The 24,263-nt window shown below is 70.3% G+C and carries 30 protein-coding genes; 9 read left to right on the top strand and 21 right to left on the bottom strand.

Going from position 1 to position 24,263, the window contains the following annotated elements; translation table 11 throughout:
• Positions 1-171: 171 nt before the first annotated feature.
• The 4 genes from IEZ15_RS26585 to IEZ15_RS26570 all read right to left on the bottom strand — a co-directional run bounded on the left by IEZ15_RS26585 (position 172) and on the right by IEZ15_RS26570 (position 3,547).
• Positions 172-552, bottom strand: a complete 381-nt coding sequence (locus IEZ15_RS26585) for a hypothetical protein (protein WP_189279686.1) — start codon at positions 550-552, stop codon at positions 172-174.
• A 36-nt stretch (positions 553-588) separates the two neighbouring features.
• Complete coding sequence (locus IEZ15_RS26580; RefSeq protein ID WP_189279685.1) at positions 589-1,839, bottom strand: GNAT family N-acetyltransferase; 1,251 nt, start codon at positions 1,837-1,839, stop codon at positions 589-591.
• Positions 1,840-1,903: 64 nt separating this feature from the next.
• Positions 1,904-2,887, bottom strand: coding sequence for an asparaginase (locus tag IEZ15_RS26575; protein ID WP_189279684.1), 984 nt, complete (start codon positions 2,885-2,887; stop codon positions 1,904-1,906).
• A 45-nt stretch (positions 2,888-2,932) separates the two neighbouring features.
• Positions 2,933-3,547, bottom strand: coding sequence for an RsiG family protein (locus tag IEZ15_RS26570; RefSeq protein WP_114249189.1), 615 nt, complete (start codon positions 3,545-3,547; stop codon positions 2,933-2,935).
• Positions 3,548-3,664: 117 nt separating this feature from the next.
• Here IEZ15_RS26570 and dtd point away from each other — a divergent pair, with 117 nt between their 5' ends.
• On the top strand, positions 3,665-4,114 hold the full coding sequence (gene dtd / locus IEZ15_RS26565; RefSeq protein ID WP_093899698.1) for a D-aminoacyl-tRNA deacylase: 450 nt from the start codon (positions 3,665-3,667) through the stop codon (positions 4,112-4,114).
• 79 nt (positions 4,115-4,193) lie between these two features.
• Here dtd and ygfZ read toward each other — a convergent pair whose 3' ends face one another.
• From ygfZ to IEZ15_RS26535, 6 genes are all read right to left on the bottom strand, one after another.
• Positions 4,194-5,159, bottom strand: a complete 966-nt coding sequence (ygfZ, locus tag IEZ15_RS26560) for a CAF17-like 4Fe-4S cluster assembly/insertion protein YgfZ (protein ID WP_189279683.1) — start codon at positions 5,157-5,159, stop codon at positions 4,194-4,196.
• A 50-nt stretch (positions 5,160-5,209) separates the two neighbouring features.
• The gene (locus IEZ15_RS26555; protein WP_189279682.1) at positions 5,210-5,680 is read right to left on the bottom strand and encodes a Fur family transcriptional regulator; all 471 of its coding nucleotides are present in this window, start codon (positions 5,678-5,680) and stop codon (positions 5,210-5,212) included.
• A 71-nt stretch (positions 5,681-5,751) separates the two neighbouring features.
• The gene (locus IEZ15_RS26550) at positions 5,752-6,324 is read right to left on the bottom strand and encodes a heme-binding beta-barrel domain-containing protein (protein ID WP_114245760.1); all 573 of its coding nucleotides are present in this window, start codon (positions 6,322-6,324) and stop codon (positions 5,752-5,754) included.
• 333 nt (positions 6,325-6,657) lie between these two features.
• Entirely contained in the window at positions 6,658-7,548 is an 891-nt protein-coding gene (locus tag IEZ15_RS26545; protein WP_189279681.1) for a hypothetical protein, read from the bottom strand.
• Positions 7,545-8,381, bottom strand: a complete 837-nt coding sequence (locus IEZ15_RS26540; protein WP_308427446.1) for a hypothetical protein — start codon at positions 8,379-8,381, stop codon at positions 7,545-7,547. The genes IEZ15_RS26545 and IEZ15_RS26540 overlap by 4 nt, the downstream gene beginning before the upstream one ends.
• Positions 8,378-9,175: a hypothetical protein gene (locus tag IEZ15_RS26535; protein ID WP_189279680.1), complete on the bottom strand. Its 798-nt coding sequence runs from the start codon at positions 9,173-9,175 to the stop codon at positions 8,378-8,380. Before IEZ15_RS26535 ends, IEZ15_RS26540 begins: the two co-directional genes overlap by 4 nt.
• Before the next feature lie 292 nt (positions 9,176-9,467).
• Between IEZ15_RS26535 and IEZ15_RS26530 the strand changes: the two genes are divergently transcribed.
• Positions 9,468-9,830 carry a DsrE family protein gene (locus IEZ15_RS26530; RefSeq protein ID WP_093540233.1) on the top strand — a complete coding sequence of 121 codons (363 nt, stop codon included), beginning with the start codon at positions 9,468-9,470 and terminating at the stop codon, positions 9,828-9,830.
• Positions 9,831-9,849: 19 nt separating this feature from the next.
• Here IEZ15_RS26530 and IEZ15_RS26525 read toward each other — a convergent pair whose 3' ends face one another.
• From IEZ15_RS26525 to IEZ15_RS26495, 8 genes are all read right to left on the bottom strand, one after another.
• Complete coding sequence (locus tag IEZ15_RS26525) at positions 9,850-10,107, bottom strand: DUF3099 domain-containing protein (protein WP_114245756.1); 258 nt, start codon at positions 10,105-10,107, stop codon at positions 9,850-9,852.
• Positions 10,108-10,298: 191 nt separating this feature from the next.
• Positions 10,299-10,586: a DUF1416 domain-containing protein gene (locus IEZ15_RS26520; RefSeq protein ID WP_018490348.1), complete on the bottom strand. Its 288-nt coding sequence runs from the start codon at positions 10,584-10,586 to the stop codon at positions 10,299-10,301.
• 51 nt (positions 10,587-10,637) lie between these two features.
• A complete protein-coding gene (locus tag IEZ15_RS26515; RefSeq protein WP_114245755.1) occupies positions 10,638-11,483 on the bottom strand; it encodes a sulfurtransferase in 846 nt (281 codons plus the stop codon).
• Between the two features lie 151 nt (positions 11,484-11,634).
• Complete coding sequence (locus tag IEZ15_RS47200; RefSeq protein ID WP_353962445.1) at positions 11,635-11,742, bottom strand: putative leader peptide; 108 nt, start codon at positions 11,740-11,742, stop codon at positions 11,635-11,637.
• 210 nt (positions 11,743-11,952) lie between these two features.
• Positions 11,953-12,642 (bottom strand): LmeA family phospholipid-binding protein, encoded by a 690-nt coding sequence (locus tag IEZ15_RS26510; protein ID WP_189279679.1) that lies wholly within the window; start codon positions 12,640-12,642, stop codon positions 11,953-11,955.
• A gap of 133 nt (positions 12,643-12,775) precedes the next feature.
• Positions 12,776-14,332, bottom strand: coding sequence for a hypothetical protein (locus tag IEZ15_RS26505; RefSeq protein ID WP_189279678.1), 1,557 nt, complete (start codon positions 14,330-14,332; stop codon positions 12,776-12,778).
• 10 nt (positions 14,333-14,342) lie between these two features.
• Complete coding sequence (locus IEZ15_RS26500; protein ID WP_114245752.1) at positions 14,343-14,597, bottom strand: MoaD/ThiS family protein; 255 nt, start codon at positions 14,595-14,597, stop codon at positions 14,343-14,345.
• A 41-nt stretch (positions 14,598-14,638) separates the two neighbouring features.
• A complete protein-coding gene (locus IEZ15_RS26495; protein WP_189279677.1) occupies positions 14,639-15,523 on the bottom strand; it encodes an alpha/beta hydrolase family protein in 885 nt (294 codons plus the stop codon).
• A 314-nt stretch (positions 15,524-15,837) separates the two neighbouring features.
• On the opposite strand from IEZ15_RS26495, the gene IEZ15_RS26490 reads away from it, so the two are divergent.
• The 6 genes from IEZ15_RS26490 (at position 15,838) to IEZ15_RS26465 (ending at position 21,404) form a co-directional block, all read left to right on the top strand.
• Positions 15,838-16,641, top strand: a complete 804-nt coding sequence (locus IEZ15_RS26490; protein ID WP_114245750.1) for a response regulator transcription factor — start codon at positions 15,838-15,840, stop codon at positions 16,639-16,641.
• 24 nt (positions 16,642-16,665) lie between these two features.
• Positions 16,666-17,709: a LacI family DNA-binding transcriptional regulator gene (locus IEZ15_RS26485; protein WP_114245749.1), complete on the top strand. Its 1,044-nt coding sequence runs from the start codon at positions 16,666-16,668 to the stop codon at positions 17,707-17,709.
• Between the two features lie 158 nt (positions 17,710-17,867).
• On the top strand, positions 17,868-18,992 hold the full coding sequence (locus tag IEZ15_RS26480; RefSeq protein ID WP_189279676.1) for a S1C family serine protease: 1,125 nt from the start codon (positions 17,868-17,870) through the stop codon (positions 18,990-18,992).
• A 10-nt stretch (positions 18,993-19,002) separates the two neighbouring features.
• Positions 19,003-19,191: a hypothetical protein gene (locus tag IEZ15_RS26475; RefSeq protein WP_114245747.1), complete on the top strand. Its 189-nt coding sequence runs from the start codon at positions 19,003-19,005 to the stop codon at positions 19,189-19,191.
• 60 nt (positions 19,192-19,251) lie between these two features.
• Positions 19,252-19,983, top strand: a complete 732-nt coding sequence (locus IEZ15_RS26470; protein ID WP_114245746.1) for a response regulator transcription factor — start codon at positions 19,252-19,254, stop codon at positions 19,981-19,983.
• Positions 19,980-21,404, top strand: coding sequence for a sensor histidine kinase (locus IEZ15_RS26465; RefSeq protein WP_114245745.1), 1,425 nt, complete (start codon positions 19,980-19,982; stop codon positions 21,402-21,404). Before IEZ15_RS26470 ends, IEZ15_RS26465 begins: the two co-directional genes overlap by 4 nt.
• A gap of 28 nt (positions 21,405-21,432) precedes the next feature.
• Here the strand turns inward: IEZ15_RS26465 and IEZ15_RS26460 are convergent, their stop codons facing one another.
• The 3 genes from IEZ15_RS26460 to IEZ15_RS26450 form a co-directional block, all read right to left on the bottom strand.
• Positions 21,433-21,975, bottom strand: coding sequence for a PIN domain-containing protein (locus IEZ15_RS26460; protein WP_189279675.1), 543 nt, complete (start codon positions 21,973-21,975; stop codon positions 21,433-21,435).
• 33 nt (positions 21,976-22,008) lie between these two features.
• On the bottom strand, positions 22,009-22,455 hold the full coding sequence (locus tag IEZ15_RS26455) for a helix-turn-helix domain-containing protein (protein WP_189279674.1): 447 nt from the start codon (positions 22,453-22,455) through the stop codon (positions 22,009-22,011).
• Positions 22,456-22,529: 74 nt separating this feature from the next.
• Positions 22,530-23,423, bottom strand: a complete 894-nt coding sequence (locus tag IEZ15_RS26450) for a phosphatidylinositol-specific phospholipase C (RefSeq protein ID WP_189279673.1) — start codon at positions 23,421-23,423, stop codon at positions 22,530-22,532.
• Positions 23,424-23,552: 129 nt separating this feature from the next.
• Between IEZ15_RS26450 and IEZ15_RS26445 the strand changes: the two genes are divergently transcribed.
• On the top strand, positions 23,553-23,963 hold the full coding sequence (locus IEZ15_RS26445) for an HIT family protein (protein WP_189279672.1): 411 nt from the start codon (positions 23,553-23,555) through the stop codon (positions 23,961-23,963).
• Positions 23,964-24,263 lie beyond the last annotated feature (300 nt).

Below are 24,263 nucleotides of genomic sequence, written 5' to 3'. Positions count from 1 at the left end.
GCCGGAACGGTGTGGTCCAGATGCGTGCGGTGCTGGTCGGGGAGCTGGGCGGTCCGCAGGTGCTGGTGGCAGCGGAGCTGCCCGAACCGGTGGCGGGTCCGGGTGAGGTGGTGATCGAGGTGAGCCACGTTGACATCGGCTTCGTGGAGACCCGGATCCGTTCGGGTGGGTTCAGGGAGTACTTCCCGGTCCGAACGCCGTACGTGCCGGGGTCGGCGGCGAGGCCGGCCCGGCGGCCTTCCCGCTGTCGGCCGACGGCGGCCGGTTCTCCGCCCGCGGGGCCCCGACCGGCGGCTTCGCCCCCGTCGACCCGCAGGAGGCGGCACGGCGCTCCATCTCGCTGTCCGGCGTCGCCGAAGTCCAGCTGACGGACACGGAACACACGTACGACTGGCCGGGCAGGCACTGGCCGAGGTGGCGGCCGGGCGGCTGCGTCCGGTGATCGGCCAGGTATACCCGCCGGCGCAGGCCGCGCAGGCTCAGCTCGGTCGCGATCGTGCTCCACAAGCTGACGAACCACGCCTCGGACTGCTGCACCTTCGTTCGCCGCAAAGGTGGTTGGATCCGGACAGTTGTTTGACGACAGCCCTAGAACACATCCGGGCACCAGGCCCGCCGCGCCGCCCGGAACATCCCCTCCGCCAGTGCCACCGCACCCGGCGTGAGTTCCTCGATGCGCCCCAGGGCCGCCAGCCGGGCCGGGGACTCGTCGCCCAGGTAGAGCGTCCCCAACTCCCTCACGTCCAGGGCGAGGTCGGCGGCGGCCGTGGTGGGGGTGCAGGTGGCGCCGGACGGGGAGGCGTCGAGGTGGTAGCGGCCGGTGGTCAGGCCCGTGGCGTCGTGGATGTCCAGGGTCAGTGCGCCGGGTACCGCGTAGGTGCGGGCCTCCAGGGCGCGTACGACGTCCAGGACGCGTATCCACAGCCAGTCCGCCTGGGTCACGATGCGGGCCGCGCGCGGGTCCGGGAGGAGGAGTGGCAGCAGGTCGTCGGGGGCGCGGTGACCGGTGCGGACCGTGGTGATCCAGTCGATCGAGCAGACGAAGTGCCACAGCGCGCGCTCCGCGGCCGGGGTGACGGCGATCTGGCCGAGCACCGTGGCCCGGTTCAGCGGCTGCTTGGCGTCGCCCCAGTTGTCGTCGGCGCGGTAGACGATCAGGCCGTCGGGCTCGCCGTCCGCGTTGCTGTAGACGGCGTAGAAGGGCTCCGTCCAGGTCTCGGGGCCGGACAGGTTCTCGCCGGTGTTCAGTTCCCACCAGCGCGTGTCGCGGCTGACCGCGCCGTGCTGCCGGGCACGCAGCCGCTCGTGGAGGGCCGGGCCCAGTTTGCGTACGTCCGCGCCGCTCACCAGGTCGATCCGGCCGCCGTCCTGCGCGCAGGGCCCCGACCAGCGCGGGTCGAGGCCCGTCCGCGGCACGTCGATCTCCCACTCGGTGGTCCACGCCGCCGGGCCGAAGCCGTACCGCCCGTAGATCGGGTACTCGGCGGCGATCAGCGTGGCGACCACGTCGCCGCGCTCCTTCGCCGCCGCCAGGTCCGTGGCCATCATCCGGCTGAGCAGCCCGCGACGGCGGTGCGTGGGAGACACCGTGACGTTGGAGACCGCGTCGGCCTGCACCGAAGCGCCGCCGACGACCGTGAGCTCCTGCGCGAACGAACGGAACGTGGCCACGCACCGCCCGCCGTCGAACGCACCCTGCGTACGGGCCAGGTCGGTGTGCGGGAGGCGGTCGGCGACCTCCTCAGCCGTCACCACCGGCGGGCGCAGAAAGCCGGTGTTCAGGGCCTGCCGCCAGCCGGGGAACTCGGATTCGGTGATCGTACGGACGTCAAGGCGCATACACCCCACGCTAGATACCGGCTCACCGAATGTCGCCCGGTTTTCCCGCCGGCGCGGAATCCGGTCAGAAGGCTGCCCGGATCTCGCCGACCTCGCCGCCGCCGCCCAGCAGCGGCGTGCGTCCGATCCGGGAGACCACCGGGGCGTCGATGCCGAGCAGGCGCAACGACTGCGCCAGCACCGGGCCGAGTGCCCGCGTCGCACCGTCGTCGATCTTGAAGGCCAGTGCCCGGCCGTCCGCCAGCGCCACCGCCTGCACCGCCTCCGCGCCCATCTTGGAGAGCGTGCCCGGCACTTCCCGCATCAGCCAGGTGTCGGGGCGGCGCGTTCCGGCCACGTACTCGGGGTGGGCCCGCATCGCGTCCCCGACCCGGCGCTCCGCCGACCCCGGCTCCGCCAGCACGAACGAACGGAAGGCCCGCGCCAGGCCCACCAGACTGATCGCCATCAGCGGAGCCCCGCACCCGTCCGTACCCACCGCCGCGACCGGCTCTCCCGCAGCCTCCTCGACCACCTGGTGGACCAGTTGCTGGAGCGGGTGCGACGGGTCGAGGTACGAGGCCCGGTCCCAGCCGTTCACCGCGCACACCGCGAGCATCGCCGCGTGCTTGCCGGAGCAGTTCATGGTGATCCGGTCCCGGACGTGACCCGCTGCGAGGTACGCCTCCGCCTCCGCCGGATCCAGCGGCAGATCGGGCGGGGTCTGCAGATCGCCGGGCGTCAGTCCGTGCTCGGCGAGCATCGTGCGCACGAGTTCGAGGTGGAAGTCCTCGCCCGAGTGGCTCGCGGCGGCCAGTGCCAGTCGCTCCCCGGACAGATCGAGCCCGGCCCGCAGCACCGCCGCGGCCTGCATCGGCTTGTTGGAGGAGCGCGGGAAGACCGGCGCCGCCGGGTCGCCCAGCACCCGCTCCACACTGCCGTCGGCGGCGAGTACGACCAGCGAGCCCCGGTGCCGGCCCTCCACGAAGCCGGACCGTACGACCTCGGCCAGGACGGGGTGGGCGGGGGATATGGCGCAGGGAGCGGCGAGGACGGCGCTGGAGGTCATGGTGGCCTTCCGGGGACGGGCGGACCCGCCCTCGGAAGGATCGCTTCAGGCGAGCAGGTCGTCTACTTGTGCTTCACCATCACGGTACCTGCGGGCGATCTCCGCACTGCAATCGTCAGCGGTCCGTTGCAACTGGTGACGGCGTCGGGAGACCTGCTGTTCGTAGCGGACCAGGCGCCCCATCGCGGCGTGCAGCTCTTCGTCCGTACGGGCGTCGAGGTCGGAGAGTTCGACCTCGGCGAGCGTCTCGGCCGCCAGCCGGCGGTACTCGTCGCTGCGCGGTGTGGTGAGCGTGACGTGCCGGGCGGAGGAGCGGTGCCGGGACGGGGTGTCGGCGAGGATCTCCGAGAGCCGGTCCACCACGGGTGTCTCCGGGTCCAGCCTCCGGGCCAGCTCGGCCCGCAGGATGTCGATCCGCCCCTGGACCAGCCGCCGCACATAGCTGAGGTCGGCCTCGTCGCGCTGCGACTCGCGGCGCAGGGTGCGCAGCTCCGGCAGCCGCAGGCCGTCCAGCTCGGACTGCGGTCCCGCGGACGGGCCGTCCACGAGACCGTGACCGGTTCGCTGCACGGGTGGGCGCATGGTGCGGATGCTGGTACTGGTGCCGGTGCGCATGCCCGGCACGGCACCGGGGGACTGCCCGGTTCCATAGGTACTCATGCTGTTGTCCATCCCCTCGACCGGTGCGTCGGCACACCGCCTTCCGAGCATGGTGCCACTCCCATGAGGCCTGCGTGGATGCTCTGTACCCGTTCAGCCCAAGATAGGTTGGTCTGTATGCGTGCAGTGGTACAGAGGGTGGACGGTGCGAGCGTCACGGTGTCCGACGGCGCGGGTGCGTCGGGCGGGCCCGAGGTGGTCGGCGAAATCGTCGGCGAGGGACTGTGTGTGCTGGTGGGAGTCACCCACGGGGACACCGCGGAGAAGGCGGCGCAGCTCGCCCGCAAGCTCTGGTCGGTCCGCATCCTGGAGGGCGAGAAGTCCTGCTCCGACGTGAATGCACCGCTTCTGGTGATTTCGCAGTTCACTCTCTACGGGGACGCCCGGAAGGGGCGCAGGCCCACCTGGAACGCCGCGGCGCCCGGCGAGATCGCCGAACCGCTGGTCGACGAGGTGGTGGCACAGCTGCGGGCGCTGGGGGCGCAGGTGGAGACGGGCCGGTTCGGGGCGGACATGCGGGTCTCGCTCACGAACCATGGCCCGTTCACCGTCATCGTCGAGGTCTGAGCCGGGTCGGGTCCGAGTCGGGTCTGGACCAGGTCGACCAGTCGGCGCAGACGGTCACGCGTAGGGAATCTACGCACGGCTACGGCTCCACGACCGTCTCCTGGGCTGCGGCCGTGTCCCCCGCGAGCAGCTCCGCGTCCACCGCGACGTTCCGCTTGACCAGGGCCAACGCGATCGGTCCCAGTTCGTGGTGGCGGGCGGACGTGGTGATGAAGCCCAGCTGACGGCCCTCGGCGCCGTCCGCGGCGAGCCGTACCGGTGTGCCGTGCCCGGGCAGGACGACCTCGCTGCCGTCGAGGTGCAGGAAGACCAGCCGCCGCGGCGGCTTGCCCAGGTTCTGCACCCGGGCCACGGTCTCCTGACCGCGGTAGCAGCCCTTCTGGAGGTGGACGGCGGTGCCGATCCAGCCCAGCTCGTGCGGGATGGTGCGGTGGTCGGTCTCGAAGCCGAGGCGCGGACGGTGCGCCTCGACGCGCAGCGCCTCGTACGCCAGGATGCCGGCCACGGGGCCGTGCCCGGCCGCGTACTTCTCCAGGTCGGCGCGGGGCAGGAACAGATCCCGGCCGTACGCCGTCTCCCGTACCGTCACGTCGTCCGGGACCTCCGCGATGGAGCCGGCCGGCAGGTACACCACGGCGAAGTCCTCGGTGCGGTCGGCGACTTCGACCCGGTAGAAGAACTTCATGGATTCCAGATAGGCGACGAGGTCGCCCTGCGTGCCCGGTTCGGCATGCATCCACACGGTCTCGCCGTCGTCGACGAGATAGAGGGCGTGCTCGATGTGCCCGTTCGCGGTGAGGATCAGGGCCTCGGTGGCCTCTCCCGGGGCGAGTTCGCTGACATGCTGGGTGAGCAGGAGATGCAGCCAGGTCAGCCGGTCGCTGCCGGTGACGGTGACGACGGCGCGGTGCGAGAGGTCGACGAGGCCGGAGCCGTCGGCGAGGGCGCGCTGCTCGCGGAACAGGTCACCGTAGTGCGCGGCGACGCCTTCGTCGCGGCCTTCGGCGGGGACGGCGCCGGGCAGGGACAGCAAGGGGCTCTTCATGTGACCAGCGTACGACGCGATTTAAGGCGGCCCTCCGGCTGCCGGCCGGCCTAAGGCTTGGGGTCGGCCGCGTCGGCCGTCCGGGCCGCACCCTCGGAAGCCGCCTTTGCCGTGCAGTCGGCGCAGCGGCCGAAGATCGCGAAGTGCTTCATGTCCGTCTCGAAACCGAAGGTGCCCTGCAGCTTCGCGGTGAACTCGGCGACGACATCGACATCGGCCTCGATGACGTTCGTACAGTCGCGGCAGACCAGATGGATGTGGTGGTGGCGGTCGGCCAGGTGGTACGTCGGTGCCCCGTGGCCCAGATGGGCGTGGCTGACCAGCTCCAGCTCCTCCAGGAGCTCGAGCGTCCGGTAGACGGTGGAGATGTTCACGCCGGACGCGGTCCTGCGCACCTCGGAGAGGATGTCGTCGGGCGTCGCGTGTTCCAGCGTGTCGACGGCTTCCAGGACAAGCTGCCGCTGCGGCGTCAGACGATAGCCGCGCTGCCGGAGATCGGTCTTCCAGTCGGTGCTCACCACAGGCCCAGTGTAGGACCGGGTGAGCACCTGTCCGCAGCTTTGCGCGAGGGGAAACCCGTGAACGGGCCGGACTACTTGAAGAAGGCGATGCCGTCGTCCGGCAGGTCGCCGAGGCTCTTCGCCATCGCCTCGACCTCTTCCGGGGTGACCGTCTTCTTCAGATGCGCCGACATGTACGGGCGCAGCTCCACCTCGGGGGTGGCCTTCTCGCCGACCCACATCAGGTCGCTCTTCACATAGCCGTAGAGACGCTTGCCACCGCTGTACGGGCCGGAGGCCGCGGTCCGGGCCACCGCGTCGGTGACCAGGTCGATCTGCGGCTTCTTGTCGGCCAGCTCGCCGTACCAGATCTCGATGACGCCCTGGTCGCGGACCATGACGACCTCGACCTTGCGGTCCTTGTCGATGCGCCAGTAGCCGGACTCGGACTCCAGCGGCTTGACCTTCTTGCCCTCGGAGTCGAGCACCCAGGTGTGCGAGACGTACTCCAGGAAGTCCCGGCCGTCGTGGCTGAAGGAGACTTCCTGGCCGAAGTTGCACTGCTCGGCGCCGGGGAAGTCGGAGACACCGGCGCCCGCCCAGTTGCCGAGGAGGAAGGCCAGCGGGACGAGGTCCGGGTGGAGGTCGGACGGGATCTCGATCATGAGCGGCTCAGACGATCTGTGAGGTGGGGGCGGGTGACTGCGGACGTGACACATCGGGCATGAGTGTCACGTTCGTGACGGGGGGTACCCGCGCGGACGGAGGCCAGGGCAGCCAGGGTCAGCGCTGACCCTGGTACAGCTTCTTCACGGTCACGCCGGCGAAGGCGATAACGCCGACGCAGACCAGGACCAGCAGGGCGGAGAAGAATGCCTCAAGCACGGGAACTCCTTGGAACGAGCGGTGTGGCAGCAATAGGGGGCCGGGCCCCAGCCTAATGGGTTGGGGCCCGGCCCGTCGGTTCGGGGTTTGCCCGGGGAGCGCCGAAGGGCAGGTCAGCCCAGCAGCTGGTTCTGCAGGATCAGCGTCTGGTGGAACGGAACGCTCTCCGTGCCCTCCTTGCCCTCGCGGGACTGGACGACGAGGGCGAGCGTGTCGCCGGCGACCAGGTAACCCTGGCGGACCTGCGCCTCGCCGTACGGCTTCGCCTCGTCGTACGCGTACGACGCGGTGCGCTCCACCTTGCCCGCGCCGTTCCAGCCTTCGTCGAGGACCATCCCGGACGTCTCGGACGTCCCGACGAGCGGCACCCCGGAGGGGGTGTCGTGGACGATCGCGTCCCTGAAGTACTGCGCGAAGGCCGTCGAATTGAACTGCACGAGATAGATCCGGGACGACGTGCCGTCGGGCATCGTCCAGCCGCGGGCGGCGACGTGCCGCGGAGCAGAGTCCTTCAGTATGTGTGTGATGTCGGAGCGCTTGCCCTTCACATACTCGGAGAGGTACTGCTCCGTGCTCACCCAGCCGCCATCGAGCTTCTTGTCCACGGTTGCTCCGGCCGGGGCGGGCAGCAGCAGACGCCGCAGGTCGGCGTGGTGGATCTCGGCGACATTGCCGTCGCTGTACGGGCGGGGCGAGCCGGCCGGGAGCGCGGGCAGGCTGAGCTCGGGGTAGTCCCAGCGGCCGTCGCTCTCGGTCGCCAGACCGGGCACGTCGGTGCGCTCCATCGAGGTGATACCGAAGGCCGTACCGGCGCCGAGGCCGCCGAGAACCAGGGCCGCGACAGTCCACCGGGCGACGGCCCGCAGGACGCGCCCGGGCTGCTCGGGCACCGGCGGCGGGGCCGACGGAGGCTCGGGCGCCTGCGGTACGGGGGTGGCCTCGGAGGGCGCGGCAGGCTCGGTCCCGGCGGGCGCGGCGGACGCTTCTGTCGTCTGCTCGGTCATACGTACTCCCCCGGAGACGTGATGTGGTTGAGCTGGTCCTTCAGCAATTCGGCGACGGCCGCCCGGTCGAAGGGCACGGTGCCGGATGCCGAGACACTGATGCTCAGCTCGCCGTCGTACGCCATGCACTCCATGGACACGATGGGGTCCTCGCCGCCTTCACTGTCCTTGCGCAGGAGGAAGCACTTGGCGTTCCTCGTGTGCCCCTGGATCTTCGGCCCCTGGCGGAAGATGCCGATGGTCTCGAAGAGGCCCGACCTGACGTTGTAGAGGTTCCGGACCGCCTTCTTGTCCTTCATCCGCATGATCTGTGTTTCCACCAGCAGGTCGTTGCCGTCCGGAACATAGGAACGGACGGCCGTGCCCTCGATACGGAGCTCGTCGATCCGCTTCTCGTAGTCCCGGCGTTCCTTGCCCGCGAGACCGCGGGCGCTCTCCTTCACCGCGGCTGCCGCCTTGCTGCCGCTCTGCTCACCGTCGTTGCCCATCTCTCCGATGTCGGGGCCGAGCCGGTAGCCGATCGGGACCGGCAGCAGCAACTTGCTGAGCTCGGTCGAGGCCCTGCCCCGGGCCACGTCACCGGCCGGGTCCTTGCCCGGCTTGCGCTCGGGCTCCTGCCAGAGGACGGTCCTGACGCTATGGTCCGCGCTGTCCACCGTGCTGCTGGTGTACGCGGCCGCACCTCCGACCGCGGCGATCACCAGCACGACGGGGAGCGCTGTGCGGATCACCCGGCGTGCCCGGCCGGGGGCGGCCGGGGAAAGCGGGGCCGCGGGCCCGGGCGTGTCGGCGCTCTCGTCGGGCGTCGTCACCTGCGTGGTCACGTCGTTCACAGGCGCTCCAGCTGTCGCTCTGCCAGCGTCCGGATGTCCTTCTTGCTGATCGGTACGGTGTCGTAGATGCCGATGTCGGCCATGATGTCGCCGCGGTACACGATGGCCCTGGCCTGGTAGGTCGGCAGATAGCCCGGTTTCCGCTCGACCTCGTAGAGGTAGTAGCGGCCGTTGCCGCTTCCCTTGAGCGGATCGCCGTCGTTACCCGCACCGAACTCGGTGCCGGGCATGTACGAACGCTGGCCCTGGGCCAAGGCCTGGGCTTCCTGCACGACGCCCGAGCGGAACTGCACGAGATAGGTCTCGGCGGTGCGGTACTGCCCGCGCTTCCAGGCAGCGCCCGCGATCCGGCGCATGCCGGACTCCAGGAAGTACTCGTACTGGGGGCCCTTGTACTTGAAGGCGCGGGAGGAGTACTCGTCCACGCCCAGCCAGCCGTCGCGGAAGACCGGCACCGCCTTGTCGTCGCCCCAGCCCACGGGGTCGTCGCTCCAGCCTGCGGGCCTGTCGGCGAGCAGCTTGCGCAGGTCGCCGTCCGTCCTGAGCCGACGGTCCTGGGACGCGGGCAGCGGGTCGGGGACCTTGTCCGCGGGCAGCGCCTTCGCCGGGTACGCCAGATCGGGCTGCGACAGGGCGGGCAGCGGGGTCGGGGCGCGTCCGGCCTGCACGTCGTAGCCCACGGCGGTGCCACCTGCGATGCCGAGCACCGCGGCAGCGGCGATCAGCAGCGCCGTACGCCCGCGCGGGCGCTTCACGACGGGCGCGGCGACCGGTGCGGCCCCCGGATCGGTCACGGGCGCCGACTCGGGAACGGGCCGGGGCTGAGGCTCGGGCTGGGGTCCGGCCTCGAGCACCGACTCCGGCACCGGCTCCGGCTCCGGTGTCTCTCCCGCCGGCGACGGCTCTACGGCACCGGCCGGTATCTCCTTCGCTGCGAGCGGCCCGGCCTGCCCGTCAGAAATAGTGTCTTTCGGTTCCAATTGGGGTCCCCCCACGAGACCAGAGGCGCTGATTCCGTTATCCGCGCACACACCTGACTGCCACCGAGGAGACGAGGTTGCCCACCCGACGATTACAGTTCGGCATATGCCGAAGAAGCTCGTGATCAAGGTGACTGCCGGTGCCGACTCAGCCGAGCGCTGCTCGCAGGCGTTCACGGTGGCCGCGGTCGCCGTCGCCAGCGGCGTGGAGGTCTCGCTCTGGCTGACCGGTGAATCCTCGTGGTTTGCTCTGCCGGGGCGCGCCGCGGAGTTCGAACTGCCGCATGCCGCGCCGCTGCCGGATCTGATCGAATCGATCCAGGCGGGCGGGCAGATCACTCTGTGCACGCAGTGCGCGGCCCGTCGCGACATCACCGAGCAGGACGTCCTGGAGGGCGTACGGATCGCGGGCGCCCAGGTCTTCGTCAGCGAGATCATGGCCGACGGCGTCCAGGCCCTCGTCTACTGACGCACCCGCGCCGTACCCGCTACCGCCGCTTCTTGCCGTCGAGCTCGTCCCACCACTCGTCGGACTGCGGGTCGCCCGACGGATCGTCCCACCAGCGGTCCTCCGGGCCCCGGCGGTTGGCGAACATGGCCGCGAGGGGCGGGATCACCATGGCGACGAGGCACATCGCTATCGCGGCGGGCATCGAAAACAGCCTGACAAAGGACCAGGCCGACACGAAGAGGACGATGCAGGCGCCCATCATGAGGAAATAGCCGCGACGGCGTCGGGCGTACATGACTCAAGCGTAGGCCCGCTTCCGCCCACGCGAACGGCGCGAAGGGCCGTACCCCGCTTGTGAAGGCGTCCAACCCCCGGGGTACGGCCCTTCGGCCGGTAAGGCGTCGCGGGAGCTCCGGGCCGGTCCGACGGACACAGTCCGGCGCTGCGGCTCGAAGCCCGCGAAGCGGCACGAGGCCGCGTTCGCAACTAGACGGCGATCGCGACCTCGGAGAGGCCACCGGTCTGCGCCACGACAGTGCGGTCGGCGCTGCCGCCCGGGACGAGGGCGCGCAGCGTCCACGTGCCCTCGGCCGCGTAGAAGCGGAACTGTCCGGTCGCCGAGGTCGGGACCTCCGCGGTGAACTCACCGGTCGAGTCCAGCAGACGTACGTAACCGGTGACGGGCTCGCCGTCGCGCGTCACGCTGCCTTGGATGGTGGTCTCACCGGGCTTGATGGTCGAAGCGTCGGGGCCGCCGGCCTTTGCTCCACACATGGTGTTCTGTCCTTCTGGGTCGGGGGTCGTGCTGGTCCGGGTCGTGCGGAGTTACTTGTTGGCGCCGAGCTCGATCGGCACACCCACGAGGGAGCCGTACTCGGTCCACGAACCGTCGTAGTTCTTGACGTTCTCCTGGCCGAGCAGCTCGTGCAGCACGAACCAGGTGAGCGCGGAGCGCTCGCCGATACGGCAGTACGCGATGGTGTCCTTCGCCAGGTCGACCTGCTCGTCCTCGTAGAGGGCCTTGAGCTCGTCGTCCGACTTGAAGGTGCCGTCGTCGTTGGCGTTCTTCGACCACGGGATGTTGCGGGCGCTCGGCACGTGGCCGGGGCGCTGGGACTGCTCCTGCGGAAGGTGCGCCGGGGCGAGCAGCTTGCCGCTGAACTCGTCGGGCGAACGCACGTCGACCAGGTTCTGGCTGCCGATCGCCTTCACGACCTCGTCGCGGTAGGCGCGGATCGACTCGTCCTGCGGCTGGGCCTTGTACTCGGTGGCCGGGCGCGACGGAATCCGGTCGCCGTCGACCAGGTCGCGGGAGTCGAGCTCCCACTTCTTGCGGCCGCCGTCGAGCAGGCGGACGTCCTGGTGACCGTAGAGCTTGAAGTACCAGAACGCGTAGGAGGCGAACCAATTGTTGTTGCCGCCGTAGAGGACGACGGTGGTGTCGTTGCCGATGCCCTTCTCGGACAGCAGCTTCTCGAAACCGGCCTGGTCGATGAAGTCACGGCGGACCGGGTCCTGGAGGTCCTTGGTCCAGTCGATCCGGATCGCGTTCTTGATGTGGTTCTTCTCGTACGCCGAGGTGTCCTCGTCGACCTCGACGAGAGCGATCTTCGGGTCGTCGAGGTGGGCCTCGACCCAGTCGGCGTCTACCAGGACGTCACTGCGGCTCATTCTGTTCTCCTCCGGGGCAGTTTGCGGCGAGACGGTACGAGATACGCGGAATGTACGGCGGCACAGGGTGCGGCACACGTGCACAGGCGATCGGGATGGGCCCTGACATCGGTCGAAGGGCCGGGGAATGCGGGGTGCCGAAGGCTCCCGCTCAGACAGTGCGACAGAGCATGGCGGCGACGCGGCACAGGTCCACTGCCCGCCGCTTCGTGAGATCCGCCCGTCCCCACTGTGGGAGACCGCCAATAGAGCACTGCATGGGACCGATCGTAGGGAGGTGCAGGCGGGCATGTCACCGCCGTGTCGTATCGTGAGACACGATCATCCGTGATGCGAGACGCGGATGCCGTTACGGCTTCCCCCGCGCCGGTCCCTCACCGTCGGCGCGCGTCAGCCATCTGCGGATCGGACGCGGCCGTCTCAATATGTGGCGCGCCGGGTCGTCGAAACCCCCATGTGCCGGTCGGTCCTATCCGGCGAGCTGTACGTCCGTGCCCGTCACGGAGATCTCCAGGCCGTCGGCGGTCGGCTGGATCCTCCGCAGCTTCAGACCGCTGGGCAGACCGCCGACCTCCCGCTCGAAGTCGGTCTTCTCGCGCACCAGACCCTCCAGCCCCGAGATGCCCTCGCCCGGCACCTTGTCCGCGTGCACCTTGATCGTGTGGCCGTCGACCAGGGTGACGGTGGAGAGCACACTGCGCGAGAGCGGGTTGCCGAGGATGTCGACCGTGCCGGTCACCTTCACCTTGCCGTTGCCGCCGTACTCGACGGCGACGCCGTCGCTGGCGACCTCGGTCAGGTCCTCGTACGAGATGACGGCGGTGCCGGTGGCACGGGCGGCGGTGGCGCTGGAGTAGCCGTCGGCGAGCTTCACCTCGTGCAGCGCGGCGTTCATCCGGCTGATCCGGATCCTGCGGCCGTTGGCGTCGGTCTCGATGCCGGTGATCTCGACGTCGACCTCGTCGAGCCGGCCTCCGGCGACCTGCGTCAGGAATGGGAATCCCTTGATGGAGACGTCCGTCGAGCCGATCGTGGCGCCGGTGACCTGGACCCGCCCCTCGACCTCCGACTCGGCGAAGTACACCGCCACCCGGTCGACGGCGACGAAGATCCCGCCCAGAACCACCACTATGACCAGCAGTATTCGCAGTGCACGCATGCTCGCTCTTCCCCCACCCTGCATCCGGCCGGACCCCTGGCGCCCATGCGTCCACTGTGAATGCACAGCGCGCCCGGAGTGATCGACGAGCGTGCACCCCTCTTCGGTTCCTGGGGGGCGATACTGTTCCGCGCTACGAGATCGCGCGGCCGATCAGATAGACGGCGGGGGCCGCGGCGGTGAGCGGCAGTGCCACACCGGCCGTCATATGGACGAACCGTGACGGGTAGTCGTAGCTCGCCACCCGCAACCCGATCAGTGCGCAACCGCCCGCCGCGAGGCCGAGCAGCGCACCCTTCGTACCGAAGTCGGTGAACGCCCCCGCCACCGCACCGGCGCCCGCGGCAGCGAGCAGCGCCACCACGACCGAGGCAGGTCCGGGCAGCGGCAGCGCGCGGACGAGCACGGCGACCGCGACGGCCACCCCGCCCACCGTCACCGCGTCCGGGACCGCCGCGAGATGTCCTGCGGCCAGGACGGAGAGGGCGGCCGACGCGACGGTGGCCATCAGCCCTTGCATCCGCTCGTCGGCGCTCGCGTGGCTGCGCAGTTGGAGGACCACGGTGAGCAGGACCCAGATGCCGAGGGTGCCGAGGATGGCGGCCGGTCCGTTCTCGCGGCCCGCGGCGAGCAGTGCGATGTCGGCGACGAAGCCGCCGGCGAACGCGAGCGCGATGCCCTGCCGGGCCGGCCACATACCGTTGAGCCGGAACCAGCCGGCCGCGGTCACGGCCTGGAGCAGCACCAGGGGTACGACCAGGGCGTAGGGCCCGATCGCGGCGCCGAGGGCGAGCAGCAGCCCGAGTCCCGCGGTGATCCCGGCGGGCTGCATACCCGGCGCGATGATCGGCGAACGGCCCTCGGCGCGGGCGCGCTGGGCATCGGTGATGCGGCTGTTGCCCAGGGTGGTGGGCGCGCTGTAACCGGCGGCGTCGTGCGCGGACCCGGTGGCGGCCGAAGCCGCGTCGGCGGGTGCGGCCGCCCGGACCGGCTCGGCGGCGACGGGCGCGACCGGGGCCTCGGGAGGCAGCGGGTAGGAGCCGGAGGCGGCCTGCGGCTGCGGATGCGGCGGCAGATAACCGGTCTCGGCGGTGGCCGGAGCGGGCTGCTGCACGGGCTGGGCGGGCTGAGCAGGCCGGATGGCCGGCTGGTACTGGGTGTCCCAGGTCTGGCCCTCCCAGGTCTGGGTGACACCGGGATCCTGCGGGCCGTGTCCAGCAGGCGCGGCGGGCTCCTGCATGTGCCCGGCCGGCCACGCGGGCCCGGGGTTCGCCCGGGGTGCCCGGTTCGGGTTGTACGGGCCGTGCGCCTGTTGCGGGGCTCCGTACGGGGACTGCTGACCGTACGACTGCTGACCGTAGGACTGGTCGCCGTGCGACTGCTGACCATAGGACTCGCCACCGTGCGACTGCTGACCATAGGACTGGTCGCCGTGCGACTGCTGACCATAGGACTCGCCACCGTGCGACTGCTGACCATAGGACTGGTCGCCGTAGGACTGCTGACCGTAGGACTGATTTCCGTACGACTGCGCGCCGGAGGACCGGTCGCCGTACGCCTGCTCCCCGTACGCCTGCGAGGGCTGCTGCTGTCCGTACGGCTGCGCAGGCTGCGGCTCCTGGCCGTTCAGCGGGTCGTACCCGTAACCCGGGTCCTGTCCGTACGGATGCTGCTGATCGTTGTTGCTCATGTTCTGCGGTTCACCCTCCTGCGAACGGCGGGAGCACCTCGACCGTGCCGCCCTCGGCAAGGCGTACGGTCTCATGACTGCGGGTCCCCACGGGGGCACCGTCGATGAGGAACGAGCACCTTTGCAGCACTCGGGTGAGCTCACCGGGGTGCCGCTCACGCACCGCATCGAGCGCCTCGGCGAGGGTCGCGGCTGTGTACGGCTCCTCCGCGGCCTTGGCGGCGGCCTTGGCGGCGGCCCAGTAGCGGATCGTTCCCGCAGGCATGGCGGCGTTCCTCTCGTCTCGCATCAGCTGTCCATCATGAATCACCGCGCCACCGCCCAGTCGCCGATGCGGGTGAGCAAGTTCTCGTCGGCGGCGTTCTCGGCATGGCCCATGCCGCGTTCCAGCCACAGCTCGGCGCCGTCACCCGCCGCGTCCGCCAGCATCCTGGGGTGGTCCAGCGGGAAGTACGGGTCCTGGTCGCCGTGCACGATCAGCAGCGGGGCCGGGGCGATCAGCCCGGCCGCCTCGACCGGCGGGAGCGGCACCGGATTCCAGTCGTTCCGGTCGATCCGGGTGCGGAACCCGTAGCGGCCGACCACCCGGCCGACCGGCCGGGTGACCACCCAGTGCAGGCGGCGCATCGGAGCCGTGCCCCGGTAGTACCAGCGGGCAGGAGCGCTCACGGCCACCACCGCATCCGCGTGCGCCTCCATGCGCCCCTCGCGCTCCGTAACGCCACCGGCTTCCGCGCCGGCCGTTGATCGTCCCGTGTACAGCGCCCCGTGCCGCAGCACCACGGAACCGCCCATCGAGAACCCGACGGTCACGATCCGCCGGTGTCCGAGCGCCCGCGCCCACTCCACCGCAGCCGCCAGGTCCAGCACCTCGCGGTCGCCCACCGTCGACCGCCCGCCGGACCCGCCGTGCCCCCGGAAGGAGAACGTGATCACGGCCGCGCGCTGGGCGAACACCCCCGCGGCACGCCGCACCGCGGGCCGGTCCACCGATCCGGTGAAAGCGTGCGCGACCACGATCGCAGTACTGTCGAAGGATGTTTCCGCAGCAGCCCCGGCATCTGCCGTACACGGCTCGTACACCGCCTCGATACGGACCCCGTCATCGGTCCGCAATGTGGTGCGCAGTGGACCCGGCGTGATCAAGGGAACAGAAGAACTCGGAAATCGCCCCTCGGACACTGAACTCATGTGAGCTATTCTGCTGGGAAGAGGATCCGGGCAATGCAGCCCCCGGGTCCTTTTGTGCTTTCCAAGCGTTGTTACGGCGACGTTTCCACAAGCTCAGCGGCCCCAGGGCGCGGGACCGCACCCGTAAAACCCGTATGACGAATGTCGCACGGCAAACAGTGCGAAAGCCAGCACGAAACGTACGAAGAAGTGCCGCATACTCCCCCGGGCCCGAGCCCGGGAGTGCCCCTCTCGCAGGGAACGAGGAGGACCGACGTAATGGGCGAGCGAACCGTGCACGATCATCGACCGACGACCCAGGCAGGTGGGCGGCGATGAGTTCACTGCTGCTCCTGACGAATGCCCTTCAACCGTCGACGGAGGTGCTTCCGGCCCTCGGTCTCCTGCTGCACAGCGTGCGGGTGGCCCCCGCCGAGGGACCCGCTCTCGTCGACACCCCGGGTGCCGACGTCATCCTGGTCGACGGCCGCCGCGACCTGCCGCAGGTGCGGTCGCTGTGCCAGCTGCTGCGGTCCACCGGACCGGGCTGTCCGCTGATACTCGTCGTGACGGAGGGCGGTCTCGCGGCCGTCACCGCCGACTGGGGCATCGACGACGTGCTGCTGGACACGGCTGGACCGGCCGAGGTCGAGGCCCGGCTGCGGCTCGCCACCGGCCGGCAGCAGCTCACCTCCGACGACTCCCCGATGGAGATCCGCAACGGTGATCTCTCGGTCGACGAGGCGACGTACAGCGCAAAACTGAAAGGCCGGGTCCTCGACCTGACCTTCAAGGAATTCGAACTGCTCAAGTACCTCGCACAGCACCCGGGCCGGGTCTTCACCCGCGCCCAGCTGCTGCAGGAGGTCTGGGGCTACGACTACTTCGGCGGTACCCGGACGGTCGACGTCCATGTCCGGCGGCTGCGCGCCAAGCTCGGCCCCGAGCACGAGTCGCTGATCGGCACGGTCCGCAACGTCGGCTACCGCTTCGTCGCACCGGAGAAGGTGGAGCGTGCCGCAGAGGAGGCCAAGGCGCAGGCCGCGGCGAAGGCGGCCGCCGAACCGGTAATCCGTACGGAGCAGTCGCGCGTGGCCGAGGTCGTCGAAGAAGCCCCGGTACGGCCTGCCAACCGGTAGGTCCATCCGCGTAGACTGCCGCGCGTGGCCAAGGTGACGCGGGACGATGTGGCGAGACTGGCGGGTACGTCGACCGCGGTCGTCAGCTATGTCATCAACAACGGACCCAGGCCGGTCGCCCCGGCCACGCGCGAGCGGGTACTCGCCGCGATCAAGGAGCTGGGCTACCGGCCCGACCGGGTTGCCCAGGCCATGGCCTCGCGGCGGACCGACCTCATAGGGATGATCGTGCCGGACGCCCGGCAGCCGTTCTTCGCGGAGATGGCGCACGCGGTCGAACAGGCTGCCGCCGAGCGCGGAAAAATGGTGCTCGTCGGCAACTCCGACTACCGCGACGAGCGCGAGGTCCACTATCTGCGGGCCTTTCTCGGCATGCGGGTCTCCGGGCTGATCCTGGTCAGCCAGGGCCCCAGTGAGCGGGCGGCGGCCGAGATCGAGGCATGGGACGCGCGGGTCGTGCTGCTGCACGAGCGGCCCGAGGCGATCGATGACGTCGCGGTCGTCACGGACGACATCGGCGGCGCTCAGCTCGCCACCCGGCACCTGCTGGAACACGGCAACGAGTACGTGGCGTGCCTCGGCGGCATGGAGTCGACCCCGGCGGTCGGCGACCCGGTCGCCGACCACGTCGAGGGCTGGCGCCGTGCGATGCACGAGTCGGGGCGCTCGACGGAGGGCCGGCTCTTCCAGGCCCCGTACAACCGTTACGACGCCTATCAGGTGGCGCTGAAGCTGCTCGCGGATCCGGACAGGCCGCCGGCGATCTTCTGCTCGACGGACGACCAGGCCATCGGTGTACTGCGGGCCGCGCGCGAGCTGCGGATCGATGTGCCCGGGGATCTCGCGGTGGCGGGCTTCGACGACGTGAAGGAAGCCGGTCTGACCGATCCGCCGCTGACGACGGTCTTCTCGGACCGCCCGGCGATGGCACGGGCGGCCGTGGACCTGGTGCTCGACGACTCGTTGCGGGTGTCGGGGTCGCGGCGGGAGCGGCTGAAGCAGTTCCCGTCGGCGCTGGTGGTGCGGCGGTCGTGCGGCTGCGGGGAGTCCACGGCCGGGGCGCGATAGGCCCGGCGGGCCGTAGCTGCGTACCTCTTGTCCCTGCCGGGCCGTACCCCGTACTTCCCGACGGGCCGCACTCCCTTTATATGGGGCATACGAGGTTCTACCGGGCTTCTCAGCGGGTGCTCAGGCTTCTCTCATCTTCGCCGGACACGCTCTTTGACATGACAGAGAGCCAGCGCCCGAGCGGCGAGTACCCGATGTACCCCTCGTACGGCAACGGTGACGCGTCCTACCCGCCGCCGCCGTCCCACCAGCCCGCGCAGCCGATCGCGACGGGCCCCGGAACCACCGTGTGGCCCGGCTGGGGCAGCGGCGCCGACGGGCACGGCGGAGGCGGGGACGGCGGTTACGGCTCCGGCCTCCCGCAGCCCGGACCCGAGCCTGCCTCGTCCCGGCGCCGGGCCCGGCGGCCGGTGGCCCTCCTGGTGGCCGTGGCGATCGCGGCGGGGGTCGTCGGCGGCGGCACCGCCACCGTCATCGGCCGGCTCACCGGCAACGACACGACCAGCACGAGCAGCGGCGTCGTCCCGGGCACCACCGTCTCGCAGAGCAGCAAGGGCAGCGTCGCCGGTGTCGCCGAGGCCGTCTCGCCGATGATCGTCGAGGTCAACGCGACCTCGCCGGCGGGCACGTCCACCGGGTCCGGAGTGGTCATCACGTCCGACGGCGAGGTCGTCACCAACAACCACGTCATCTCCGGCGCCTCGTCGATCAAGGTGACGCTCAGCACCGGCAAGACGTACAACGCGAAGGTCGTCGGCACCGACGCCGACAAGGACCTCGCACTCATCAAGCTCCAGGGTGCGAGCGGGCTGAAGACGGCCACGCTGGGCGACTCCTCGGCGGTCTCGGTCGGAGACCAGGTCGTCGCGATCGGCTCGCCCGAGGGCCTCACCGGCACCGTCACCAGCGGCATCGTCTCCGCGCTCGACCGCGATGTCACGGTCGCCAAGGACGACAGCAGCGGGCAGGGACAGGGCGGGTGGGGCGGCGGCGAGCAGTGGCCGTTCGAGTTCGGCGGCCGGCAGTTCAACGGCGACACCGGCAACTCCACGACCACGTACAAGGCCATCCAGACCGACGCCTCGCTCAACCCCGGTAACTCCGGTGGCGCGCTCATCAATATGAACGGCGAGGTCATCGGCATCAACTCCGCTATGTACTCGGCGAGTTCGTCCGACGGATCCAGCAGCGCCGGCGCGGGCAGCGTGGGCCTCGGCTTCGCGATCCCGGTGAACACGCTCAAGGCCGATCTCGACACCCTGCGGGCCGGCACCAGCTCCTGAGGAGACAGTCATGCACCACCCGACCGACACCCCCACCGGCCCGGCCGACCTGGCCCTGCCCCTCGCCCTCGTGACGGAACTCGCCACGGAACCGGCCGCGCGCCGCGCCTCCGGGCCCCGCCGCGCCCCGGAGCTCCGCACAGCCGCGGGCCGCAAGCGCCGGGCCGCGCGACGACGTGGCGCGGCCGTGCGAGGCTGAGAGCACGGCAGGCCCCGCGGCCCGCCCCGGCAGCCCGGAACGAGAAGAGGACAACGAGCGATGAGCCCCGCCGAAGACGATCCACAACGCATCCTGATCGTCGACGACGAGCCCGCCGTGCGTGAGGCACTGCAGCGCAGTCTCGCGTTCGAGGGGTACGGCACCGAGGTCGCCGTCGACGGTCTCGACGCCCTCGCCAGGGCCGAGTCGTACGCCCCCGACCTCATCGTCCTCGACATCCAGATGCCGCGGATGGACGGACTGACGGCTGCCCGCCGGCTCCGCTCCGCAGGCACCACCACACCCATCCTGATGCTCACCGCCCGCGACACCGTCGGCGACCGGGTCACCGGTCTCGACGCGGGCGCCGACGACTATCTGGTCAAGCCGTTCGAACTGGACGAGCTCTTCGCCCGCATCCGTGCCCTGCTGCGCCGCAGCTCGTACGCGGCCGCGGCGGGCGGCGGCATCCCGGACGACGATGTGCTGGACTTCGCCGATCTGCGGATGAACCTCGCCACCCGCGAGGTCACCAGGGGCACGCGCCGGGTCGAGCTGACCCGTACCGAGTTCACCCTGCTGGAAATGTTCCTGGCGCACCCGCGGCAGGTGCTGACCCGCGAGCAGATCCTCAAGGCGGTGTGGGGCTTCGACTTCGAACCGAGCTCCAACTCCCTGGACGTGTACGTGATGTACCTGCGCCGCAAGACGGAGGCGGGCGGCGAACCGCGGCTCGTGCACACGGTGCGGGGGGTCGGTTACGCGCTCCGCTCCGGCGGCGGTGACGGATGACCGAGCCCCTGCGCCGGTTCCGCGCCCTGCCACTGCGAACCCGGCTCGCGCTGCTGGTGGCGACGGCGGTGGCGGTCGCGGTGGCGGCGGTCGCAACGGCCTGCTGGTTCGTGACGAAGGCGCAGCTGGACCAGCAGATGGACAACTCGCTGCGCAGTTCGCAGGTCGACGGGAGGTACCTGACGAAGCTGTACTCCTACTGCCGCGGCACCACCCCGCTGCCGCCCGATTCGTTCACCGGGTACACCGTTCAGCTCGTCGACTCCCAGGGCACGGTGTGCATCACCCCCAACGCGTCGGCACTCTCCGTGAGCCCTGCCGACATCGCGGTGGCCGACGGTCAGCAGCCCTACGCCCTGCACTCGGCGAAGGCCGAGGACGGGACGAGGATGCGCGTCTACACCTACCCGCTGTTGCCGTCCGCTTCCACTCCCGGTGGGACGTCGGGCAACATCGCCGTTTCCATCGCCCGCCCGATGAGCGAGATCGACAAGCCGCTCTCGACCCTCGCCTGGGTCCTCCTGATCGTCTCCGGCGTCGGCGCGATCGGCGCCGGCGCGGCCGGTCTCTGGGTCGCCCGCACCGGTCTGCGCCCCGTCGACGAGCTCACCGAGACGGTCGAGCACGTCGCCCGCACCGAGGACCTCACCGTCCGCATCCCGGTCGAGGGCGAGGACGAGATCGCCCGGCTGTCCCGTTCCTTCAACTCGATGACCGCTTCCCTCGCCAGCTCCCGCGACCGTCAGGCCCAGCTGATCGCGGATGCCGGCCACGAACTGCGGACACCGCTGACGTCCCTCCGTACCAACATCGAACTCCTCGCCCGCAGCGACGACACCGGCCGGGCCATCCCGCCGGACGACCGCAGGGCCCTGATGACGTCGGTCAAGGCGCAGATGACCGAGCTGGCCTCGCTCATCGGCGACCTCCAGGAACTGGCCCGCCCCGACGCGGCGAACCCCGGACCGCTCCAGGTCGTCGCTCTGCACGACATCGCGGACACGGCCCTGGAACGCGCCCGTCTGCGCGGCCCCGAGCTGACGATCAGGGCGGACCTGACGCCTTGGTACGTACGGGCCGAGCCGGCCGCGCTGGAGCGAGCGGTGGTCAACGTCCTGGACAACGCGGTCAAGTTCAGCCCGCCCCGCGGCACGATCGAGGTCGCACTGCGCGACGGCGAACTGACGGTACGGGACCACGGCCCCGGCATCCCCGCCGAGGAGCTCCCCCACGTCTTCGAACGCTTCTGGCGTTCCCCGTCCGCCCGCCAGCTCCCCGGTTCGGGCCTGGGCCTGTCGATCGTCGCCCGCACCGTCCAGCAATCGGGCGGCGAGGTCACCCTGCGCCCGGCACCGGACGGCACGGGCACGGTCGCCTCGATCCGGCTGCCGGGGGCGCCACAGCCGCCGCCGGGGCTGTGATCGCGGGGCGGTCGGGCCCGTCCCGCGATCAGAGACGGCGCCGGAACTCGGCAGCGAACTGCGGGACGCCTCCCGCGTCCAGCCTGTCCAGCAGCCCGTGCAGGTCGCGGGGCTCCCGCCGGTAGGAGCCCACCTGCGCACGCAGGACGGAGTTCATCTCCACCGGGGCGAGATCGAGCATGTCCAGCAGAAAGTCATCGGGGCGCATTACCTCGATCTCGTACGGATCCGACGCCTCGGCCGGGAAATCCGTCACGTTCAACGTGACGACGGCATGCGCCTGCCCCCGGACCGCCGCCGCCAGCACATGCCGGTCCTTGGGGTCGTTCGCCATGGCGGGTATGAGCGCCTCGTATCCCGACACGAGACTGTCGGGAAACGTGCCTGCCATCGCTTCGACGATTCCCTTGGCCTTCAAGGCCCCGATCCGCTCGCCGACGTTCCTGGTCAGCTCATCCAGGATGTCGGTGGACCAGAGCGGTTCGTAGAGCTCGACCTCGGCGAGTCTCAGTAATGTGTCCCTGAGGTAGTTCGGGAAAAGGACGCAGGTGTCCAGGACGACGCGCTGCACATCGCTCCAGTCGGCTCGGGCGGATTCAGCTGGTCAGTTGTCGTAGAGACCGGCATCCTCGGTCAGCCCGACCAGTTCGTCCAGTCCTTGACGACGCTGCGATCGCCTCTTCTCCTTGTAGTCGAGTACGTCGGCCAGCAGCACTCTGCGGTGCCTTCCCGGCCGCGAGAAGGGGATCCCACCCTCATCGAGGATCTTGACGAACGTCGGCCGGCTGACTCCCAGGAGGTCGGCAGCCTCTTGCGTGGTCAGTGTGGTGTTCACCGGTGCGACCGTCACGGCCTTGCCCTCCGACAGGGCCCGCACCACCACCATGAGCGCCTCGTAGACCTCCGGGGGCAATGTGCGCGTGGCGCCGTCGGGGCCGCGCAGCAGGGCTGGCTCCGCGGCTTGCGGAGTCCGCTCCAGGAAGGCGCAGAGCTCGGCGATCTCCGCGCGGTGCTCGGGCAGGAGAGTGCGGTCTTCAGTAGTGCCGTGCATGGCTCTGTCTCCTTTGAGAGTAGACCCAGCATCGCACGATTCGAAAGAAACGCAAGCGCCGCATCCGTCAGGTCTCAGACCCCCGGGTTGTGCCGGATCAGTGACTCCACCAGGCCCGACCGGGTGGCGGGGAAGTCCAGCGGGACGATGCCGAGGCCGGTCCAGCCCGCCGCCTCCGAGCCGTCCAGGAACGACCGGACCTGCGGGTTGAGCCGGTCCGCGTTCCAGCGCGGCGGCATCAGGGCGGCCGTGCTGACGTAGTTCATGTACAGCTTCCCGGGCTGCTGGGCCGCCTTTCGGAACTGCGACTCGATCTTCGGGTACTTGGCGAACGGCTCCGCCATGTAGTCGTCCTGGATGTCGAAGAGCGCGGAGTCGGCGTAGCGGACACCGGGCAGCCCGCCGTTGTCGGCCAGCAGCACGACCTTGCCGCGCGCCTCGCCCAGCGAAGGCAGCGCCGGGTCGATACGGAACAGCGGCCGCCAGCCCCTGCCGTCGAGGTAGTCGTCGAAGATCGCCCGGAACGTCGCATCGCTCTCCTCCGAGTACTCCTGCTTGACCCGCATCAGCACGGTCTCGGTGGGGTGAGCCGCCAGGAAGTCCCAGCAGGCGCCCAGCACATCGCCGAACATCAGGTTCTGGTACGAGGCGCCGTGATGGATCGCGAAGGAGTCACCGGTGACCCGGCACCGCACGTCGAGGAAGCGCAGCCCGCTGTTCAACTGCTCGGCGATCGTGGTGTTCTGGCACTCGGTCCAGGGGCCGCCGTAGCGGGCGCCGGAGTCGTGCGAGCCGGGGATCGTGAGGCGTCGCAGCGCGGTGGCGTCGGGGATGGCGCCCATCCAGTCCTGGGTGGCGAGGACTTGGCGGGACCCGGCGGTGGCGGGTGGCGCGCCCACGAGGACGGTGGCGGTGGCGGCGAGGGCGCCGGTGAGGAAGTTCCGGCGGGTAGCGGTGTACGGGCTCATGCGGGGGTGCCTCCGTCTGCCGTGGGGGGTCAGCCCTGGGATTATGACGGGTGCACGTCACTACTGGAACAGGGCGGCCGGGATGGAGAGGTACGGCCTCGGAGGCGGACCGGTGCGATCATCGGCCGGATGACAACCTGTGTCTTCTGCCAGATCGTTTCTGGCCGACTGCCCTCCCACCGCGTCCTGGAGGACGATCACACCGTGGCTTTCCTCGACATCGCGCCGGCCTCTGAGGGCCACACCCTGGTCGTCCCGCGCGAGCACGCCCGGGACATCTGGGAGATCTCCGAGGCCACGCACGGGCACGTCGCCCGCATGGTGCACCGAGTCGCCGCTCTGCTGAACACGGCCCTCGCCCCCGACGGCGTGAACATCGTCCATTCCACCGGCGAGGCCGCCTCGCAGGAGGTCTTCCACTTCCACGCCCATGTGGTGCCGCGCCGGCACGGCGACAACCTGCACCCGATGTGGAATTCCCGGCCGGCCCCGGGCCAGGATCTCGAACAGGTGCTGGCCCGGGTCACCGCGGTTCGATGAGGGCACTCGCAGGCTGACCGAAACACACGGCGGGGCGGTGGGCCCGCCGGCCCACCGCCCCTCTCACCCGCGTACGGGAGTTACCGGATGACCGTGATCCGGTCCGTCGCCGGCGGGGCCGGCGGCGCGGCGGCCGTGGAGTGGGGTGTCGCTGACATCGGTCCCCTTGCGAGTTCAGCGGGAGGTCTGAGAGTGGTGGCGAGTCTGGAGACTTCGTGCCGCAGCCTGGAGTGACGCGCGTAGCGCGACAGATGTTCGGGGTTACGAACCGGTTGCCATGCGGTCGGCGGGCAGCAGCTC

Origin of the sequence: Streptomyces atratus (assembly GCF_014648655.1) — a bacterium.
In the GTDB taxonomy this organism is placed as follows: Bacteria; Actinomycetota; Actinomycetes; order Streptomycetales; family Streptomycetaceae; genus Streptomyces; species Streptomyces atratus.
The sequence above is the reverse complement of the archived record's forward strand: the minus strand, read 5'-3'. Positions and strand labels throughout refer to the sequence as shown.

What these genes read in the sequence shown, in the direction of transcription:
- IEZ15_RS26580 (WP_189279685.1), bottom strand. Translation starts at nt 1,839, where the DNA reads ATGCGCCTTGACGTCCGTACGATCACCGAATCCGAGTTCCCCGGCTGG.
- IEZ15_RS26575 (WP_189279684.1), bottom strand. Translation starts at nt 2,887, where the DNA reads ATGACCTCCAGCGCCGTCCTCGCCGCTCCCTGCGCCATATCCCCCGCC.
- IEZ15_RS26570 (WP_114249189.1), bottom strand. Translation starts at nt 3,547, where the DNA reads ATGAGTACCTATGGAACCGGGCAGTCCCCCGGTGCCGTGCCGGGCATG.
- dtd (WP_093899698.1), top strand. Translation starts at nt 3,665, where the DNA reads ATGCGTGCAGTGGTACAGAGGGTGGACGGTGCGAGCGTCACGGTGTCC.
- ygfZ (WP_189279683.1), bottom strand. Translation starts at nt 5,159, where the DNA reads ATGAAGAGCCCCTTGCTGTCCCTGCCCGGCGCCGTCCCCGCCGAAGGC.
- IEZ15_RS26550 (WP_114245760.1), bottom strand. Translation starts at nt 6,324, where the DNA reads ATGATCGAGATCCCGTCCGACCTCCACCCGGACCTCGTCCCGCTGGCC.
- IEZ15_RS26545 (WP_189279681.1), bottom strand. Translation starts at nt 7,548, where the DNA reads ATGACCGAGCAGACGACAGAAGCGTCCGCCGCGCCCGCCGGGACCGAG.
- IEZ15_RS26530 (WP_093540233.1), top strand. Translation starts at nt 9,468, where the DNA reads ATGCCGAAGAAGCTCGTGATCAAGGTGACTGCCGGTGCCGACTCAGCC.
- IEZ15_RS26525 (WP_114245756.1), bottom strand. Translation starts at nt 10,107, where the DNA reads ATGTACGCCCGACGCCGTCGCGGCTATTTCCTCATGATGGGCGCCTGC.
- IEZ15_RS26520 (WP_018490348.1), bottom strand. Translation starts at nt 10,586, where the DNA reads ATGTGTGGAGCAAAGGCCGGCGGCCCCGACGCTTCGACCATCAAGCCC.
- IEZ15_RS26515 (WP_114245755.1), bottom strand. Translation starts at nt 11,483, where the DNA reads ATGAGCCGCAGTGACGTCCTGGTAGACGCCGACTGGGTCGAGGCCCAC.
- IEZ15_RS47200 (WP_353962445.1), bottom strand. Translation starts at nt 11,742, where the DNA reads ATGCAGTGCTCTATTGGCGGTCTCCCACAGTGGGGACGGGCGGATCTC.
- IEZ15_RS26510 (WP_189279679.1), bottom strand. Translation starts at nt 12,642, where the DNA reads ATGCGTGCACTGCGAATACTGCTGGTCATAGTGGTGGTTCTGGGCGGG.
- IEZ15_RS26505 (WP_189279678.1), bottom strand. Translation starts at nt 14,332, where the DNA reads ATGAGCAACAACGATCAGCAGCATCCGTACGGACAGGACCCGGGTTAC.
- IEZ15_RS26500 (WP_114245752.1), bottom strand. Translation starts at nt 14,597, where the DNA reads ATGCCTGCGGGAACGATCCGCTACTGGGCCGCCGCCAAGGCCGCCGCC.
- IEZ15_RS26495 (WP_189279677.1), bottom strand. Translation starts at nt 15,523, where the DNA reads ATGAGTTCAGTGTCCGAGGGGCGATTTCCGAGTTCTTCTGTTCCCTTG.
- IEZ15_RS26490 (WP_114245750.1), top strand. Translation starts at nt 15,838, where the DNA reads ATGAGTTCACTGCTGCTCCTGACGAATGCCCTTCAACCGTCGACGGAG.
- IEZ15_RS26480 (WP_189279676.1), top strand. Translation starts at nt 17,868, where the DNA reads ATGACAGAGAGCCAGCGCCCGAGCGGCGAGTACCCGATGTACCCCTCG.
- IEZ15_RS26475 (WP_114245747.1), top strand. Translation starts at nt 19,003, where the DNA reads ATGCACCACCCGACCGACACCCCCACCGGCCCGGCCGACCTGGCCCTG.
- IEZ15_RS26470 (WP_114245746.1), top strand. Translation starts at nt 19,252, where the DNA reads ATGAGCCCCGCCGAAGACGATCCACAACGCATCCTGATCGTCGACGAC.
- IEZ15_RS26465 (WP_114245745.1), top strand. Translation starts at nt 19,980, where the DNA reads ATGACCGAGCCCCTGCGCCGGTTCCGCGCCCTGCCACTGCGAACCCGG.
- IEZ15_RS26455 (WP_189279674.1), bottom strand. Translation starts at nt 22,455, where the DNA reads ATGCACGGCACTACTGAAGACCGCACTCTCCTGCCCGAGCACCGCGCG.
- IEZ15_RS26450 (WP_189279673.1), bottom strand. Translation starts at nt 23,423, where the DNA reads ATGAGCCCGTACACCGCTACCCGCCGGAACTTCCTCACCGGCGCCCTC.
- IEZ15_RS26445 (WP_189279672.1), top strand. Translation starts at nt 23,553, where the DNA reads ATGACAACCTGTGTCTTCTGCCAGATCGTTTCTGGCCGACTGCCCTCC.